Below are 15,536 nucleotides of genomic sequence, written 5' to 3'. Positions count from 1 at the left end.
AACACTCCGGGATGCCGCATAACGGCGGAACCGCGCCGGATTCCTTTCATAATGCCTGAAAAGGTTCCGGAAAAATCCCCTCCTTAAAAAAATCCGGAATACTTTACTGCGAAACCTCCTCTGAGCGGCTATAATGCCCTCCTCAAATATCCGGCATTGCCAGAAACCTGCTTCTGGTGTCATGCTGACTAAAACAGGCAACTACACATGGTCGATAAACTGGCGCCCTTTGTAAAATGGGCCGGCGGAAAAACCCAGCTTCTTCATGAACTGGAACTTCGGATGCCGAAAACCTTTAAAAAATATTACGAACCCTTCGTCGGAGGCGGCGCACTCCTTTTTAGCCTGCATCCCGGGCATGCGGTTATCTGCGACACCAACGAACAGCTTATCAATGTCTACCGCCAGCTCAAGGCTGATGCCGCAGCCGTTATTTCCGAGGTCAGGAAGCTTGATGCCGAGCCATGCAGCAAGGAACGCTATCTTGAGGTGCGCAGCGCCTATAATGCCAAAATTCAGTCAGGCGATCTGGATGCGGCTTGCGCGGCTCTTATGATCTGGATAAACAAGCACTGCTTCAACGGACTTTACCGGGTTAACAGCAAGGGGCTTTTTAACGTTCCCTATAACAACCGGGTAAAGGGATCCTCCATCAGCGAGGAAAACCTGCAGGGAGTCAGCTCCTATCTCCGGGAAAACGATGTGGATATCCGGCTTATGGATTTTGCAGAAGCTCTCCATGACGTCTCTGAAGGTGACTTCGTATATTTTGACTCCCCCTATGTCCCCGTCAGCGACACCGCCAATTTCACCGACTATACCAAAGACGGCTTTACCCTGGAGGATCACCGGAGACTTGCCGGGGTTTTCCGGGATCTGGCGGCAAGGGGAGTCAAGGTGATGCTGAGCAACCATAATGTCCCGCTGGTTCACGAGCTTTACCAGGGCTTCCCTATCAGCGAAATCGCAGTGAAAAGATTTATCAACAGTGATGCCTCCAAACGTACCGGAAAGGAAGTCATCATTACCAGCTATTCCCCCGAATAAACTGGCCATCCCCGCCCGAAAGATCAGGGACGGCCGCCGTCCCTGGATATCAGAAGCACCGTTACAGATTCCCGACGGCACAGATCGTGAGTATTCTCACAGAATTAAACCGATACTTGATAAAAATCATACATACGATAATATCTCGTTCATAATAGATTTATGCCCTGAAAGCTTACCAAACGAACGAAGGAACTTCTATGCTAAAAAAGATTCTCCCGCTGGCCGCTGCCGTCGCCGCACTGGCCTTTTCAGCCGTTCCCGCCACGGCTGCCGCAGATGACACCCTGCGGCAGATATCCCGGTATGATACTTATTTCAGACCGTATTTCGGTGCCCGTCTGGGAACGGCCATAACCAGCGCCGATTCGGAATGTCACCGCTACAGCGTCTGCAACCTTGACGACGATGCCGTGTTCACTGTTCATCCGTATGTCGGCATCAATGTTCCCTATACCACCAGCGGCGTGGTAGGAGGCCGCTTTGAAGTGGAAGGCTTCTTTAACTCCAAGGCAACATTCCGTTACGACTCCCGGGACTACAACAGAATATACCGCGACCGTCTGGAGGTTTCCTCCAGCGGCCTCTTGCTCAATACCTACGTAGATTTCTACACCCTTGACGGCCTTATCGCCCCGTACGTGGGAGCCGGCCTTGGCATCGTCTGGCACAATGCCGACCTTTACAGTCAGGACAGACACTTTTCCGACCATCGGAATGACCTGGCCATGCAGGTAGGTGCCGGTGTCAATTTTAACTTTAATAAGCACGTGGGCGCCGAGCTCGGCATGCGCTACACCAGTATGGGAAGAGGCTGGAACAAAACCTATGTTGACGACATAGACCTGGATTCCCTGGATTTCATGGCCGGACTCAGATTCACCTTCTGACCTGAAAGGACTTCGTACTAAAAAGGGGCACTACATCGTGCCCCTTTTCTATCATCTCCGGACTCGCCCGGTCATCCCGCCATGGCGGCGTCCGGTTTATCCGGATCCGGCAGCTTCCCGACCCTTCTGAATACCAGCATGAAAATAGCCAGAGCGCCTGCCGAAGTGACCAGAATGTCTATTCCGAAAGGGATCATGGAGGATTCCCCCATAATTCCCATAAACGGCATGGCCACTGCCCCCATGGCATACACCAGAACTCCGAAAATCCCGCTGGCGGCTCCGGAATTCACTTTTCGGAAACTCATGATAACGGTGAAGGAACCGGCGTTAAAAATAACAGAAAGAAAGGTATAGCACATTACTCCAGCAATAAGCCAGACCGGATTCCCGGGAACAGTCACCGCCACAATAAAAATTTCCAGCGCCGGAATCAGGATTGCCATAAGAGCCGCCTTCACAAGCACCTTTTCAGAAAACTTTCTGGTCAGAAAGGCTATGACAAACGAAGCCAGCACCAGAATACTGGAATTAAGCGAAAAGAACAGAGCATATTCCCCCGGGGTAAATCCATAGGTTTTCTGCAGCAGAAACGGCGAGGCGGAAAGAAATCCGAAGAATCCGGCAGTCATCAGGCCGCTGGCAAACACCAGAACAATAAAATTCCGGTTCCGGAACTCGCTCAGGGGAGCAAGCATGCTCTCAGCAATTTTCCGGCCTGCCGGCTTAGCGGACTTTTCCGGAACAAAGGTTTCCGGAGCCCTGAAAAACGACAGTGCGGTAAGAATAACCCCCCAGAGTCCCATGGCAAAAAAGATGTACTCCCAGGAACAGTAGCTGATAATGAGAGATCCCGCCAAAGGCCCCAGCACCGGAGCAATAGAATGAATCCCCATCAGCATCGACATGGTACGGGTAAGCTCTCCGCCCTTAAAAACATCCACCGTCATCGCCCGGGCCAGCACCAGACCGCCGCCGCCGGCAACACCCTGAATGAAACGGCAGGCCACCATCATCGGAATGCCGGTGGTAAAAGCACAGAGCACCGAAGACAGCGCAAACAGTAAAAGAGTGGCCAGGAGCGGCCCCCGGCGGCCAACAGCGTCCGAAAGCGGACCGATAAAAAACTGACCAAAGGCAATACCCAGAAAGCAGGCAGTTAAAGTCAGCTGCACCGATGAAGGGTCGCTTCTGAAGAACTCGGTAATTTCCGGAACGCAGGGAAGATAAACATCCGTACATACCGGACCGAAAGCGGTAATAAGTGCCAGAACCGTTATATAGGTGAATCGCGACCAGAAGGAATCCCTTTTAAATGGCGGGTTCATAAACAAATAATAATCCTCAATTTCTCTAAAACTGCCTTCCCGGCAGCAGTCCCGGACAAACTATTTCCCGGCAGAATCTCTGCCGCTTCCCTGCTTCAGGAGCCGGGCCAGAACTCCGGCGTTCAGAAGATCCTTCCGGAGCGCCCCCAGTGTCAGCACCTCCGGAGTCAGCGGCACCGGCCGCACCGCCTTTACTGCCATATACCCGAGACGGCTGGAGTAAATTGCCGCTGCCACCCCCTGGCCCAGAGCCGCCGAAAGCTTGCCGGTAACACCGGCCCCCACGGCATCCACCACCGCATCAGTAGCCAGATCCGTAAGACCGATAAACACCAGATTTCTCGCAACTCTCCGATAGAGCTGCATCCGCCCCCAGACCCCGGGCTTAAAACCGTAAACCTCGGCCACCTCCCGGATCAGCCGGAGAGATCTGGCAAAGGTGAAAATCATATCCAGCCAGGCCAGAGGACTCAGCGCCACCACTGCACCGTTTTCTGCGGAACGTCTGACAATAATCTCCCGGGCCCGGCGATCCTGATCCGCCAGGATGTCGGTTTCATAAAGCCGGAACACCTCCTCTGCTGAAAAATGGCTCTCCAGCCGGGAAACAAACCCCTGAAAGGCCCTCCCGCGCCGGATTCCGGAGGCCTGGGCCATTTCCTCACAGAGCGCCAGAGCTTCATTGAAGCTGCCGTTTTTCCGGGCCTGCCTGACCTCTTCACGATGCTTGTCCGCCTCCTTAAGAAGAAGAACCGTGCCCAGCTCCCGGTACAGAAGCCACAGGGTAACCAGAAGGAGGAACCCCAGCCCTCCGGCGGCACCGTAGCCCAGATACGGAGACTGGGCATAGGCGTCGGCAATCAGACTTATGATTTCGAGAGCTCCCCATCCGAATACAAAGAGGAGTCCCCACAGCACCGGACTGGTCCAGAACCGGGCCTTTTCCGGTGCCGGATCCTCCTCGATGCCCAGATCTACGGTAGTGGCCGCGGAAAAGGTCTCCGCCGCCCCGGATACGTCTTCCAGATCCTCCGGAGCAGCATCTACCTCAAAGGAAGCAATATTGTCAGAAGCCGTTCTGTCCCGGGAGGATTCATTTTTAAGCCGGGACAGGAGATCCTCGCCAAAGACCTTCGGGGTATCCTTCTCGTCCTCTATTACAAAGCTCCCCCGCATTTCCTCCTTCATAGCTTGTCCCCCAGAATATAGTGCAGCACCACATCCAGATTCATTGCAGGAATAATTCTTTCCGGACCGAGCCTGGGCGGTCTCAATGTTCTGAAATCAAAATTCTTCTGAAAAAACTCCATATCGGCCCGGGTCCACTTTGAGGGGATACTCCCGGGAAAATACGGCTTCTCGTCCTCGTACCCGGTTACCAGAATATCCGTGTCCAGATCGCCCTTTTTATAGTGCCGGCATTCCGTGGCTCTGATGGACGACAGGGTGACAAACTCCGCCCGGGAGCCGGAGGCCCGCACATTCTGCATGGCTCCAAGCACCATGGATTTCAAAAGCGACAGGAGATTCTGGTGCTGATCATTGGTAATGTGATCCGCCTTGGAGGCCGCAAAAAGCACCCGGTCGATCTTCGGGAAAAACAGTCTGGAAAAGAAATCGCTGCTGCCGTAGCTGAAATGCTTGAGGAGCGTGTCAAAGGAATCATTGATGTCATAAAAGGTCTCGCGGCCGCCCCGGAGCGCCTTGAGGCAGTCCACCAGGACAATCTGCCGGTCCAGCCGTGAAAAGCATTCCTTATAGAACCTGCGCACAATACGATCCCGGTAGTAGTTGTATCTTTCCTTCAGCACGGCGTACAGCGAGGAGCTTCCGGCATCCCGGCCCGCCTCAGAAACAGGACAGGGGATAAACTCCAGGGCCGGAGCCCCCCGGAGCTCTCCCGGCAGCAGGAAACGCCCCGGGATCAAAAGAGCAAAGCCCTGCTCCTTGCATTTCCGAAGCCAGTCGGTATAGGCAGTAACCGCATCATGAAGCGCATCCTCATTAAGCTCGCCCTTCCAGTCCAGAGACATGGCTGCCTTAAAAAATTCGCCGCTGGGAACCACGCCGTCCAGAACCCGCAGTCTTTCCTGGCACTTGTCCGAAAAATCCTCGTACTCCATATCCAGCAGCATAAGATCCATCAGCCACTCTCCGGGATAATCCCAGATATCCAGAAATATGCGCTGCTCATCCCCCATGAGATACCAGTGGCTGTTTTTGTAGCGGATTTCCAGCCGGATCTCGCTTATGCCGTCAGTGGACTCCGGCCACACCGGAGGATCCTGCTCCAGCGACTTCATAATGGATCCGTAGGGAAATCTGGTTACTGACAGGTCGCGGGCCCTGGCAATGCCGCCGTAGGTAATGCCCATGGAGGTGTATTCCTGAAAACGGGGCATTCTTTCCTCGTATCCCTTGAGGCCGAATGCTGAAATGTTGTTTACAAGGGAGGTTATCAGCGCTGTTTTGCCGCCCCGGGACAGTCCGGTAACTCCCAGCCGGATTTCCCGATCCCTCACCAGGGAAATCCCTTCAGATATAGTTGCGCCAACCTTATCAAAAAGAAACATGATGCCACCACTCTATTATTTTCTGGAAAAAAGCTCCGGGATAATCCCCGGACTTCCACAGTTGATACCGGATTATCAGTAGTATTTTACAGTATTCGGCGGCCGCTTTCCCTCATTATGTCCCCTGAAAAGGGATATGCTCCCCCAGATATCCCGGAACTCATGTAAGATATTATTAAGATGTTTGTGAGATATTTGCCATAACAAATACGGAGATTTACACCAGAACCGTTTTCATAAAAATCACTTCATTTTCGGCATAAACCCTTGATAATCAAGGGCTTAAATGAATTATCAGGACTCTAGTGTCATAAAGTTATTTCAAAAAACGAGATCTTTGTCACAATGTATAGTCTGTCAAAACATATAGAATCCCGCCGTGCGGTGGAAGGAGCAGGGATGCTCCGGAGCGGATTTGCAGGGATGTAATACGCAACACCGGAAGTTTTCTGGAACAGGGACGTTCCTCCTATACGGGGCTTATGACAAGCCCCTTCCTTTTTTCAGCGTTACAGTTTTTCATTCTGACCGGAGTGGCTTTTCCTGCTGTTTTTCTCTTTGAACCGGTGAACCGGATATCCCTCCTTTAAGTATTTCCAGGACAGCCAGCAAATGAGCGCATTCCCGTCTCCGCCTTCCAAAAGCCTTTGCCAGATCTCTTTCTGACCGGAAACATCCCGGAAAAGGATCTATTACGGCAGTCTCCCTAAAAATGATAAAATATCCTGCGGCTCCGGATTTTTATTCTGAATTCTGAAACGGCTCCGGAACCTGTTTTTTCCGACACGAACCGGCAACTGGTACCCCCGACGATGAGATTTCTGCTGCTCCTTACTCTCCTGATCCTGCTTAACGGCTTCACTGGTAATGCCCCGGCCGCAGAGCATAACGGGGTGATCTACTGCTCGGAACACGCCCTTCCCTACATGAATCCGCAGCGCTACCAGTATTCCCCTATAGCCTCCACTCTTGCCAAGGCTGTCTATGAGCGTCTTATCGGCAGAGACAACAAAACCGGAGAAATCGTCCCCGGCGTCGGAAAACTCACCAGGCTTTCCCGGGATCAGGTGGAATATACATTTGTTCTGGACAAAACAGTCAGATTTCACAGCTACGGTTCCTTTATCCCCACAAGAGAGCTCCAGGCTGACGATGTCATTTTTTCCTTCAATAGAATGAGGGATCCCGGCAATCCGTTCTACGAACCGTTCGAAAACTTCCCCTACATTACCAAAACGGAAACTCTCAGCAATATCAAGGACATTGTGGCTGTATCTCCTCATATAGTGCGCTTTATCCTGAAGGAGCCGGACCCGGATTTCCTGGATTTTCTGGCCATTGACAACAGCGTTATTCTCAGCAAGGAATATGCCGACTACATACTGGAGCACGGACTGCCTCCGGAATATATCGACTACAACGCTGTCGGCACCGGCCCTTTTCAGGAAACCAGCTTCATAAGAGAGCGCTATGTTAAGCTGAAGCCCTTCCCGGAATACCGCTTTGATAAACCCCGGATTAGCAAGCTGGTCATCAACCGCTCCTGGAAAATCAATAAACGGCTCTCCCAGATGTTTACCAACGAGTGCCACATCATCTCCAACCCCTCGGCCAGTCAGCTGACCTTTATAGAACAGCACCGGGACCGGAATGAGCTTAATATCCTCAATCGGAAAACGGTCAACGCCACCTTCATTATCTTTAACACCAGAAAGGATGTTCTTAAAAACCGGCACACCCGGAGAACCATTGCCGATGCCATCAATATCCGGGATCTCAATGAGGCGGTGTATTTCGGACTGGGCCACTATATAATCGGAGCCCGGGCCGGAACCAACAACATATTCACCCCGGATACCGAACCCTCCAACGAGGAAAAGCTGGCCTCCGTACTGGAGCTTCGCAGAACTCCTCTCAGAATCTCGGTTTTTGAATCGGAAAACGGCGGCGGCAATTATCAAATCAAGATCGCCGAAATTCTGAAATCTGATCTGGAAAGCATCGGCGTCAAGTCGGAAATACATAAGTACCGAACGGATACCGGTCTGCGAAAACTCAGAAGCGGCAACTTCGACATGGCCATAATCAACGTTTATTCAAATCTGGATTCGGTCATTGCTCCGCTTCTGGCATGCCGGAAAACTGCACGCCGCAGACAGTCGGACACCGAGTTTATGAACAATTTCACCGGGTGGTGCAATGTTTATTTTGACAACATCATGACTTCTCTGAAAAACAGAAGACTCAGCGATCATGAAAAAATGAGCCTGTACCTCAATGCCAGACACATTCTTCTGGAGGAAATGCCCCTGATCCCGCTGCTCTATTCCAGTAACCGCTACGTGGCTCTGGGCAATCTTAAGGGACTTCGCACTACTGCCGCCGGCGGTCTCGATTTCAGGAATGTCTACTTTGATGATGAAAAGCCGGCTGGAAAATCCGGTACCGGTGCCTCCGGAACTTCTCTGAAAACGCCGGTAGTCCCCGGAGCCGGAGTCCCCGAGCCTCCCGGCACTGCCGCTGAAGCTCCGAAAACCGTCCCGGATTCCTCTCCCGGCACTCCTGCAGAAGATCCGAAAACCGCCCCGGGTTCCTCTTCCGGTAAAGACCGTCCGGCTCAGAAAACCGCCCCGGCCTCCTCTTCCGGCAAAGACCGTCCGGCTCCGAAAACCGCCCCGGCCTCCTCTTCCGGCAAAGACCGTCCGGCTCCGAAAACCGCCCCGGGTTCCGCTTCCGGTAAAGACCGTCCGGCTCAGAAAACCGCCCCGGCCTCCTCTTCCGGCAAAGACCGTCCGGCTCAGAAAAAAGGAGGCAGATGATGCTGAAGTTTGTTATCCGCAGAATTCTTATTCTGCTGTTTGTCTTCTTTATGCTGACCATAATCCTTTTTTGGATGCACATCAGACTTACTGAGTTTGATGCCGAAAGACTGGTCAGAGACTATCTGTATTTCACCAGTTCCATCGTACGCGGTAATTTTGGTATCAGCACCGGCTCAAAACTTCCGGTGATCTACGAGCTCAGGATGTATCTGCCCTCCACCCTGGAGCTGATATTCTTCTCATTTATCCTGTCCTTCGTGGCCGGCACAGTTACCGGAATCGCCGCAGGTCTCAACCATCACTCGATTTTTCTGAAGGGCGTAACGGCTATTCTGCGGCTCACCACCTCCTTTCCGGTGTTCTGGCTGGGACAGATGATGATAACCATTTTTGCCGTAGAACTGAAACTGGTGCCCACAGCCGGTAACATCAGTCTGTTCTGTGATGTCCCCCTGGTAACGGGAAGCATCTTCATTGATTCTCTCCTTACCATGGATTCCGAGAACATCAGCAGCATGCTGAAGCATCTGGTGCTTCCGGTAATAGTACTTTCGTTTATGCCGGCAACCCAGTTCTACCTTCTGGCGCGACGGGCATCCTTCACCATTTCCGAAATGGACTTTATCAGAATGGCTATTTCCCGGGGACAGAGTCAGTTTTTTCTGGCCCGAAAGCACATTTTTCCGAACATCATCCCCTCAATTCTTCCGAAAATAAAGATTATCCTGTGCAATCTGTTTTCGGCAACAATTCTGGTGGAGGTGGTTTTTGAATGGCCCGGCACCGGGATCTGGATCTCCACAGCCGTGGAGCATTCTGACAACGCTGTGCTGGAAACGGCGATTTTTGTACTGGCAATTATTTTTCTCCTGACAAACACCGTTATTGATATTATGGGAGAGGTGTTCTTTCCGGAAAAGCGCCGCATAAACCTCAATATCTGATAGCGGAAGGATGCCGTTTTTTTATGACACACTGCATGAAACAGCAAAACAGGCGTAAAATTATCAGGGGGGCGCCGGAACAGACCGCCCGGCGAAAAATCACCGACAACCTAACCGGGAGTCCGGAAAACAGGATACTTTCATGAAATACCAAAACTATGACAAGGTACTGTCCGACCGGCAGATTTTCTGGCATTTCTACAAAAAAAGCACTGCCGACGTCATCGGTCTTATTGTGCTGTTCCTGATCCTGACCGTGATTTTTGTAATCCCGTACTTTGTAAACATGGATCCCTATACCCAGGATATCACCAAAAGACTGCTGCCTCCCTCTTGGGTTGATGGCGGGGAACTGAAGCACTTTCTTGGCACTGATGAATTCGGCCGGGACTTTCTTTCCAGACTTTTGCACGGCGGAGCAAATACTATTTCCTTCGCATTTCTGGCCACTGCTTCCGCTGCCGTCGCCGGGATTGCCCTGGGCATTATTACCGGCATTGACAGACACCATATCCGCAGCAGTCTTATCAGACACTCCTTCGACATAATATTTGCGGTTCCTTCCATTCTGATTGTTTTTGTGGTGGTTTCCATACTTTCTCCGACACTTCCCCATACCGCTCTGGCCATCGCAATTTCACTTCTGCCGCGCTTTATCCACACCACCTACAATGCCGTAAAGCATGAAATTGTAAAGGACTACATCAAAGCCAACAACCTGGACGGCTCCTCATACCTGGAGCTTACCCTGGAATGCATTGTTCCGAACATCCTTTCAGTGATTACCATTAACTTCTGGGAGGCCTTTGCCGTGGCAGTGCTGGACATTAGCGCCATCGGCTACCTCGGTCTCGGGGCCCAGGCTCCGGAACCGGAATGGGGCAGCATGCTCATTTCCGGCATGGACCTCATCTATATCGGTAACTCCAAGGCCATCATTCCGGGTATTGCCATCGGCATTACCATTGCGGCCATCTCCCAGGTGGGACACGGTATTGGCAGAGTTCTGACCATGGGAGAAAAGAAATGGCTCTGATTGAAATTAAAAACCTCTCCATTTCTCTCAAAACCGCCAACGGCCTGGTTCCCATCTGCACGAATCTGGACCTTTCAGTAAACGAAGGGGAAATCGTCGGACTTATCGGAACTTCCGGATCAGGAAAAAGTCTCATCTGCAAGGCCATTGCCGGTATTCACAGCCGTAATCTGGAAATCAGCTTTGACCGCTACCGTTTTGACAATATCGACATAACCGGAAAGGATCTGTACCAAAGAAGAAAATTTCTGTCCGAAAGAGTTTCCATCATGCTGCAGAACGGCACCCGCAGTCTGGATCCTTTGATGACCATCCGGGAGCAGCTGACTGAGAATCTCCCGAACTCTGTCCGTCCCCGTAAAATCTGGAAACGGTTCTTTTGGAAAAAGCGGGAAATCGATATTCTGCTGCACAAGGTGGGCTTCAAGGATACCAGGGCCATCCTGAATGCCTACCCTCACGAGCTCTCGGAGGCCCAGTGCCAGAAGGTGAACATCGCCATGGCTCTGGGCCGCAAGCCCAGACTTCTGATTGCCGACGATCCCATAAGCACCATGACCACCCTGTCCCAGCTGCAGATTCTGCGGCTCATTGACAGTCTGAATCAGAATAATCACGTTTCAGTAATCTATGTGTCCAACGATCTGGGATCGATCGCCAGACTGATGGATCGCATCAATATGCTGTATTACGGAGAAATCGTGGAGCAGGGACCTACAGAGCAGATCCTTAAGAATCCGCACCATCCATTTACACAATTCATGCTGGACGCCATCCCGGACATGGGAGCCGGCTTCCACCGCAAAGCCTTTTTCAAGGCCCCCGGAGGCGATCATCCTGACTTTCAGCATCCGCCGGTAGGCTGTCCCCTGGGAAACCGCTGTCCGTATGCGGACCGGGAATGCAATATCAAGCCCCCGGTAACCCGGGTTAAAAACGGCTTCTACTGCTGTCATTTCCCTCTTAATATCTAGGATATGCGCCATGGCCTATAACATAACTCCGACATTTCTGCAGGTAAAAAACCTGTCAGTGTTTTTCAACACCGGCAAATACTTCTTTCTGCAGAAAAAGCGCTACGCCCTTTCTGATATCTCCTTCACTCTGAGTCAGGGGGAAACACTGGCCATCTGCGGCGACGCCGGTTCCGGAAAATCCACCCTGCTTCAGATACTGAACGACAGCTCTGCCGCCTCCTATGAAGGGGAAATACTGCTTTACGAAAAGAATATCCGGGATTATGACCGCCGGGATCGGGTATCCATCATCAGAATGATGTATCCCGACCCGGACACTGCTCTCAATCCTCACATCAGGGTATATAAAATCCTGGAAACCCCTCTTTCCAAAAATACCAGTCTTTCGCCCCGGGAAATCAGGAAGCGGATCAGCGTAACCACGGAATACGTGGGACTCCGGGAAGAGCACCTGAGCTGCTATCTCCATATGCTGACCGACATTCAGAAACTCCGGCTTTCTCTGGCCAGAGCTCTGGTATTGCGTCCGCAGGCTCTCCTGGTGGATTCCTCGGTGGAAAAGCTGGATGCCATGCTGCGCATGGATTTCTACAACATGTTTCTGGATCTCCAGAAACGCTACCGGATGACCCTGATAATCTGTCTCAACGATCTCTGCGCCATCAAGCATCTGGCAGACAAGGTGCTGATTCTGGATCGCGGCAAATCCGAGGAGATAGGCTCGGTGGCAAAGGTACTGGTCACTCCCGTAAGCGATCTCGCCAGAAGAATCCAGCAAAGCTACAATCATGAATATCGCAGCATCCACAGCTGATAGACTGCAGATCTAGGGGAATCCCGTTCGTTTTTGAGCTTGAAAACCGCCGGGATCGTCTTCATGCGGTTATTAATGCGGATTCACACCAGCATTGACGGAAATATCGGTAATTATCTGATACATCTCTAAAGCTGCTGAGATCATAGTTCATTCCATGATACTTATCTGGAGTCCCCTGGAAAAAGATTACTTTATCAGATAGCGTACCGGAACCTCTACCTCGTAGGCCTCACCCGGAATACCGGTATCAAAACCGGTGATTTTTTCAGCCAGATTCTCCAGAGCCTGATCCAGAAAGCGATTCCCGGTATTCCGAACTACCATGGCGGAATACACCACCCCCCGGGAATTGACGCGCGCCAGAAGGGCACCGCTCCCCTGAATTCCGTTTCTGAGAGCCCGGGGCGGATATTTCCGGAGTCGCTCAGCCTCTTTCCGGATCAGGGCTGCTCCTTTAAGATGCGAGCCTTCGGAAGATAAGGACCGGGAAGGAGGCTGCGGGGGGCTGCCGGAGGATATTTTTGTCGCATTCTCCGTCATCGCGGTACCAGGGATCGGCTTTTCAGGCAAGTTCCGCCGGACATCTGCATTAGCTTCCCGGAGGGGCTTCCGTTCCGAATGCGCCAACTGTCCGGAACGCCGGTTTTCCGGTTTTTCCCGACTCTGGCCCCGGCTCCCGCGGGCATGAGAATTCACCTGGGGTTTCGAAAGCGGCCCGGATCTGATTTCCATAGAAACATCTGGTTTCCGCGTTTCTTCCCTCGTTTCTTCCCTCTTCTTTTCCTGCTTCTTTTCCTCAGGTCTTTCCGCTTCCGGTACCGTCTTTTCTGCCACAGACTCCAATTCCAGGACAGGGGCTCCGGAATCTCCCGCTAGCTCAGTGTCTGCAGACTCCCGTACTACAGCCTCCGCATAAAAGCTCCCGGTTATCTCCGGCTGTGCAGTCTTCTCCTGAAGCACTGCCGGGACAGGTACAGCCCAAAGAAGCTCAGCAATATACACCGCCGGCACTGTTAGCACCGGAAACAGCGCCACCGCCGCCAGAGAGGCTGTCCGCTCCGGAAAATCTCCGGAAAAAAGCTTCACTTTGAACTCCCGGAACCGCTCCCGGCTTCCGGAGGATTTCCTGCCACAGCTATGGTGAACCGCCCTCCCCGTTCCCTTCCGGCAATCCGCATAACCTCCGCCACATGACGAAACGGAGCATCACGGTCAGCATGAATATCCAGTCCCCGATCCGGATACTGTCTCAGGAGATTCGTGAGCTCAGCAGGAGTGCAGGCGGCACCGTCAGCCAAAAGCTCTCCCCCGGCGGTGACCGCTACCAGGATAGCCGAAGTATTTCCCGGCCCGTAATCCCCGGAAACCTCCGGCAGATTCACCTCGAGTGCCGGTTTCATGAAGCTCGCGGTCAGCACCAGAAAAATAATCAGCATGAATACCACATCGATAAGCGGGGTCATGTCAATATGAAGATCGCTGTCTTCCTCCTCAAAATCCCATGGTTCAGTCATGCCCCGGGTTCTCCCGGCTCAGAAGCCCCCAAAGCCGCACGGATTCTGAAGGAGAAGCCCAAAGCCTCGGCCCGAAAATCCCCCAGCCGGCCGGAAAGATACCAGTATGCCAGACTGGCAGGAATCGCAATGAAAAGGCCCATCACCGTGGTAATCAGGGCCTGCCAGATACCGGCAGCCAGCACCGCAGGATCCGGCCGGGCCGCCCCGGAAAGATCCCGGAACACCGTCAGCATCCCCAGTACTGTGCCCATGAGTCCCAGAAGCGGAGAAATCACCGCTACCAGCTTTATAAAGCGCAGTCTGTGTGTTACCCTTCTCAGACTGCGGTTCAGAAAAAAAAACGCCAGGGTTTTAAAGTCCTCCAGTTTCCGGGGCTTTTCCAAAAAAGTATCCCTGATAAAAATAATCCCGGGATTCCGCCCCCGGTAATTCATAATGTCAGACATGAGCTCCGGAGATCCGGGAGTTTTTTCCCGGCCGGCACCCTTCTGGAAATCCCGGAAGCCGCGCCATGACACCACGGTATAGACCAGACACCACAGCGCCGCCAGAAGAAACAGCCCCCCGAAGACCAGCAGGATCAGTCCCACAGGACCAGCCATCTCAATAAAAAGCTCCACTTTCCCCCTCCCGTCTGTTTTTCCGGCTCCGCTTTCCCGTTTTCCCGCACATAAAAGCAGCTCTCCGTCTTCCCCGGTAATACAAAAAACACAGCCCCGGTCTGAAGCTGTGTTTCCGATTAATTATGCTGCCGGAGTTCGAAACCGTTACGCCAGTTCCCTGTCAAGGCTGGCACTGACTTCGTTAACCGGCTTGGTGCCGTCAACCTTCACAAAACGGCACTCGTTTCTGGAAGCCTTGGCATTGTAGAAAGCAACCAGTGGCTCAGTCTGGGAATGATAAACCTCAAGACGGCTTCTTACGGTAGCTTCCTCATCATCCTTGCGAACCACCAGATCCTCTCCGGTAACATCGTCCTTGCCGGGAACCTTCGGAGGGTTAAACACCACATGATAGGTACGGCCGGATGCAAGGTGCACTCTTCTGCCGCTCATGCGCTTTACGATTTCCTCATCAGGAACACAGATTTCCACTACGGCATCAATACCGATACCGCCGTTGTCAATAGCCTCGGCCTGAGGGATGGTACGCGGGAAACCGTCAAAAAGGAAGCCGTTCTTGCAGTCAGGCTCAGCAATTCTGTCCTTAACCAGACCGATGATAATATCATCAGAGACGAGCTGGCCCTTATCCATAACCTCCTTCGCCTTAAGTCCCAGAGGAGTTCCGGCCTTGATGGCCGCTCTCAGCATATCGCCGGTGGAAATCTGAGGAATATCGTACTTTTTTGTAAGATACTGAGCCTGAGTGCCCTTGCCGGCACCGGGTGCCCCGAGGAGAATAATACGCATGTTTCTGTAATCCCTTTTGGTAAAGCGTGACTAAAAGAACACCGTAAAAACCGATGTCTTCCTGAAAAACCGTACTATGATACTACAAAAACGCCCGGATTTATCGGAAAGGCCCGGAATAATTACCCGGAAAAATCCGCTATTTTTTTCAAAAAGGCGCATATTTCGGTTTA

13 protein-coding genes and 1 pseudogene are annotated in these 15,536 nt (G+C 52.3%); 7 read left to right on the top strand and 7 right to left on the bottom strand.

Features of this window, described 5'->3' with window-relative positions:
* Positions 1–207: 207 nt before the first annotated feature.
* Together F557_RS0109580 and F557_RS0109575 are read left to right on the top strand one after the other, a co-directional pair.
* Complete coding sequence (locus F557_RS0109580; RefSeq protein ID WP_019002010.1) at positions 208–1,047, top strand: DNA adenine methylase; 840 nt, start codon at positions 208–210, stop codon at positions 1,045–1,047.
* A gap of 200 nt (positions 1,048–1,247) precedes the next feature.
* Positions 1,248–1,937: an outer membrane protein gene (locus tag F557_RS0109575; protein WP_019002009.1), complete on the top strand. Its 690-nt coding sequence runs from the start codon at positions 1,248–1,250 to the stop codon at positions 1,935–1,937.
* Between the two features lie 71 nt (positions 1,938–2,008).
* Here the strand turns inward: F557_RS0109575 and F557_RS0109570 are convergent, their stop codons facing one another.
* Genes F557_RS0109570 through F557_RS0109560 form a run of 3 tightly spaced genes read right to left on the bottom strand, consistent with a single transcriptional unit; the run spans position 2,009 to position 5,838 of the window.
* A complete protein-coding gene (locus F557_RS0109570; RefSeq protein WP_019002008.1) occupies positions 2,009–3,265 on the bottom strand; it encodes a multidrug effflux MFS transporter in 1,257 nt (418 codons plus the stop codon).
* 60 nt (positions 3,266–3,325) lie between these two features.
* Positions 3,326–4,453 carry a YcjF family protein gene (locus tag F557_RS0109565; RefSeq protein ID WP_019002007.1) on the bottom strand — a complete coding sequence of 376 codons (1,128 nt, stop codon included), beginning with the start codon at positions 4,451–4,453 and terminating at the stop codon, positions 3,326–3,328.
* Positions 4,450–5,838, bottom strand: a complete 1,389-nt coding sequence (locus F557_RS0109560) for a YcjX family protein (protein WP_019002006.1) — start codon at positions 5,836–5,838, stop codon at positions 4,450–4,452. Before F557_RS0109560 ends, F557_RS0109565 begins: the two co-directional genes overlap by 4 nt.
* Positions 5,839–6,650: 812 nt before the next feature.
* On the opposite strand from F557_RS0109560, the gene F557_RS0109545 reads away from it, so the two are divergent.
* The 5 genes and pseudogenes from F557_RS0109545 to F557_RS0109520 all read left to right on the top strand — a co-directional run bounded on the left by F557_RS0109545 (position 6,651) and on the right by F557_RS0109520 (position 12,431).
* Positions 6,651–8,657 (top strand): ABC transporter substrate-binding protein, encoded by a 2,007-nt coding sequence (locus tag F557_RS0109545; protein WP_019002003.1) that lies wholly within the window; start codon positions 6,651–6,653, stop codon positions 8,655–8,657.
* Positions 8,657–9,604 carry an ABC transporter permease gene (locus F557_RS0109540; protein WP_019002002.1) on the top strand — a complete coding sequence of 316 codons (948 nt, stop codon included), beginning with the start codon at positions 8,657–8,659 and terminating at the stop codon, positions 9,602–9,604. Before F557_RS0109545 ends, F557_RS0109540 begins: the two co-directional genes overlap by 1 nt.
* A 142-nt stretch (positions 9,605–9,746) precedes the next feature.
* Positions 9,747–10,640, top strand: a complete 894-nt coding sequence (locus F557_RS0109530; RefSeq protein ID WP_019002000.1) for an ABC transporter permease subunit — start codon at positions 9,747–9,749, stop codon at positions 10,638–10,640.
* Positions 10,631–11,539, top strand: a pseudogene (locus F557_RS0109525) (oligopeptide/dipeptide ABC transporter ATP-binding protein); the annotation flags it as partial. The gene F557_RS0109530 and the pseudogene F557_RS0109525, both read left to right, overlap by 10 nt.
* A gap of 85 nt (positions 11,540–11,624) precedes the next feature.
* On the top strand, positions 11,625–12,431 hold the full coding sequence (locus tag F557_RS0109520) for an ATP-binding cassette domain-containing protein (RefSeq protein WP_019001998.1): 807 nt from the start codon (positions 11,625–11,627) through the stop codon (positions 12,429–12,431).
* A gap of 189 nt (positions 12,432–12,620) precedes the next feature.
* Here F557_RS0109520 and F557_RS0109515 read toward each other — a convergent pair whose 3' ends face one another.
* The 4 genes from F557_RS0109515 to adk all read right to left on the bottom strand — a co-directional run bounded on the left by F557_RS0109515 (position 12,621) and on the right by adk (position 15,363).
* Positions 12,621–13,520: a TonB family protein gene (locus F557_RS0109515; protein WP_019001997.1), complete on the bottom strand. Its 900-nt coding sequence runs from the start codon at positions 13,518–13,520 to the stop codon at positions 12,621–12,623.
* On the bottom strand, positions 13,517–13,948 hold the full coding sequence (locus tag F557_RS19525; protein WP_019001996.1) for an ExbD/TolR family protein: 432 nt from the start codon (positions 13,946–13,948) through the stop codon (positions 13,517–13,519). The genes F557_RS0109515 and F557_RS19525 overlap by 4 nt, the downstream gene beginning before the upstream one ends.
* Positions 13,945–14,571: a MotA/TolQ/ExbB proton channel family protein gene (locus tag F557_RS19520; protein WP_019001995.1), complete on the bottom strand. Its 627-nt coding sequence runs from the start codon at positions 14,569–14,571 to the stop codon at positions 13,945–13,947. The genes F557_RS19525 and F557_RS19520 overlap by 4 nt, the downstream gene beginning before the upstream one ends.
* 147 nt (positions 14,572–14,718) lie before the next feature.
* Positions 14,719–15,363: an adenylate kinase gene (adk, locus tag F557_RS0109500; protein WP_019001994.1), complete on the bottom strand. Its 645-nt coding sequence runs from the start codon at positions 15,361–15,363 to the stop codon at positions 14,719–14,721.
* Positions 15,364–15,536: the final 173 nt, after the last annotated feature.

The organism is Succinimonas amylolytica DSM 2873, from assembly GCF_000378405.1.
Taxonomy (GTDB): Bacteria; Pseudomonadota; Gammaproteobacteria; order Enterobacterales; family Succinivibrionaceae; genus Succinimonas; species Succinimonas amylolytica.
The sequence above is the reverse complement of the archived record's forward strand: the minus strand, read 5'-3'. Positions and strand labels throughout refer to the sequence as shown.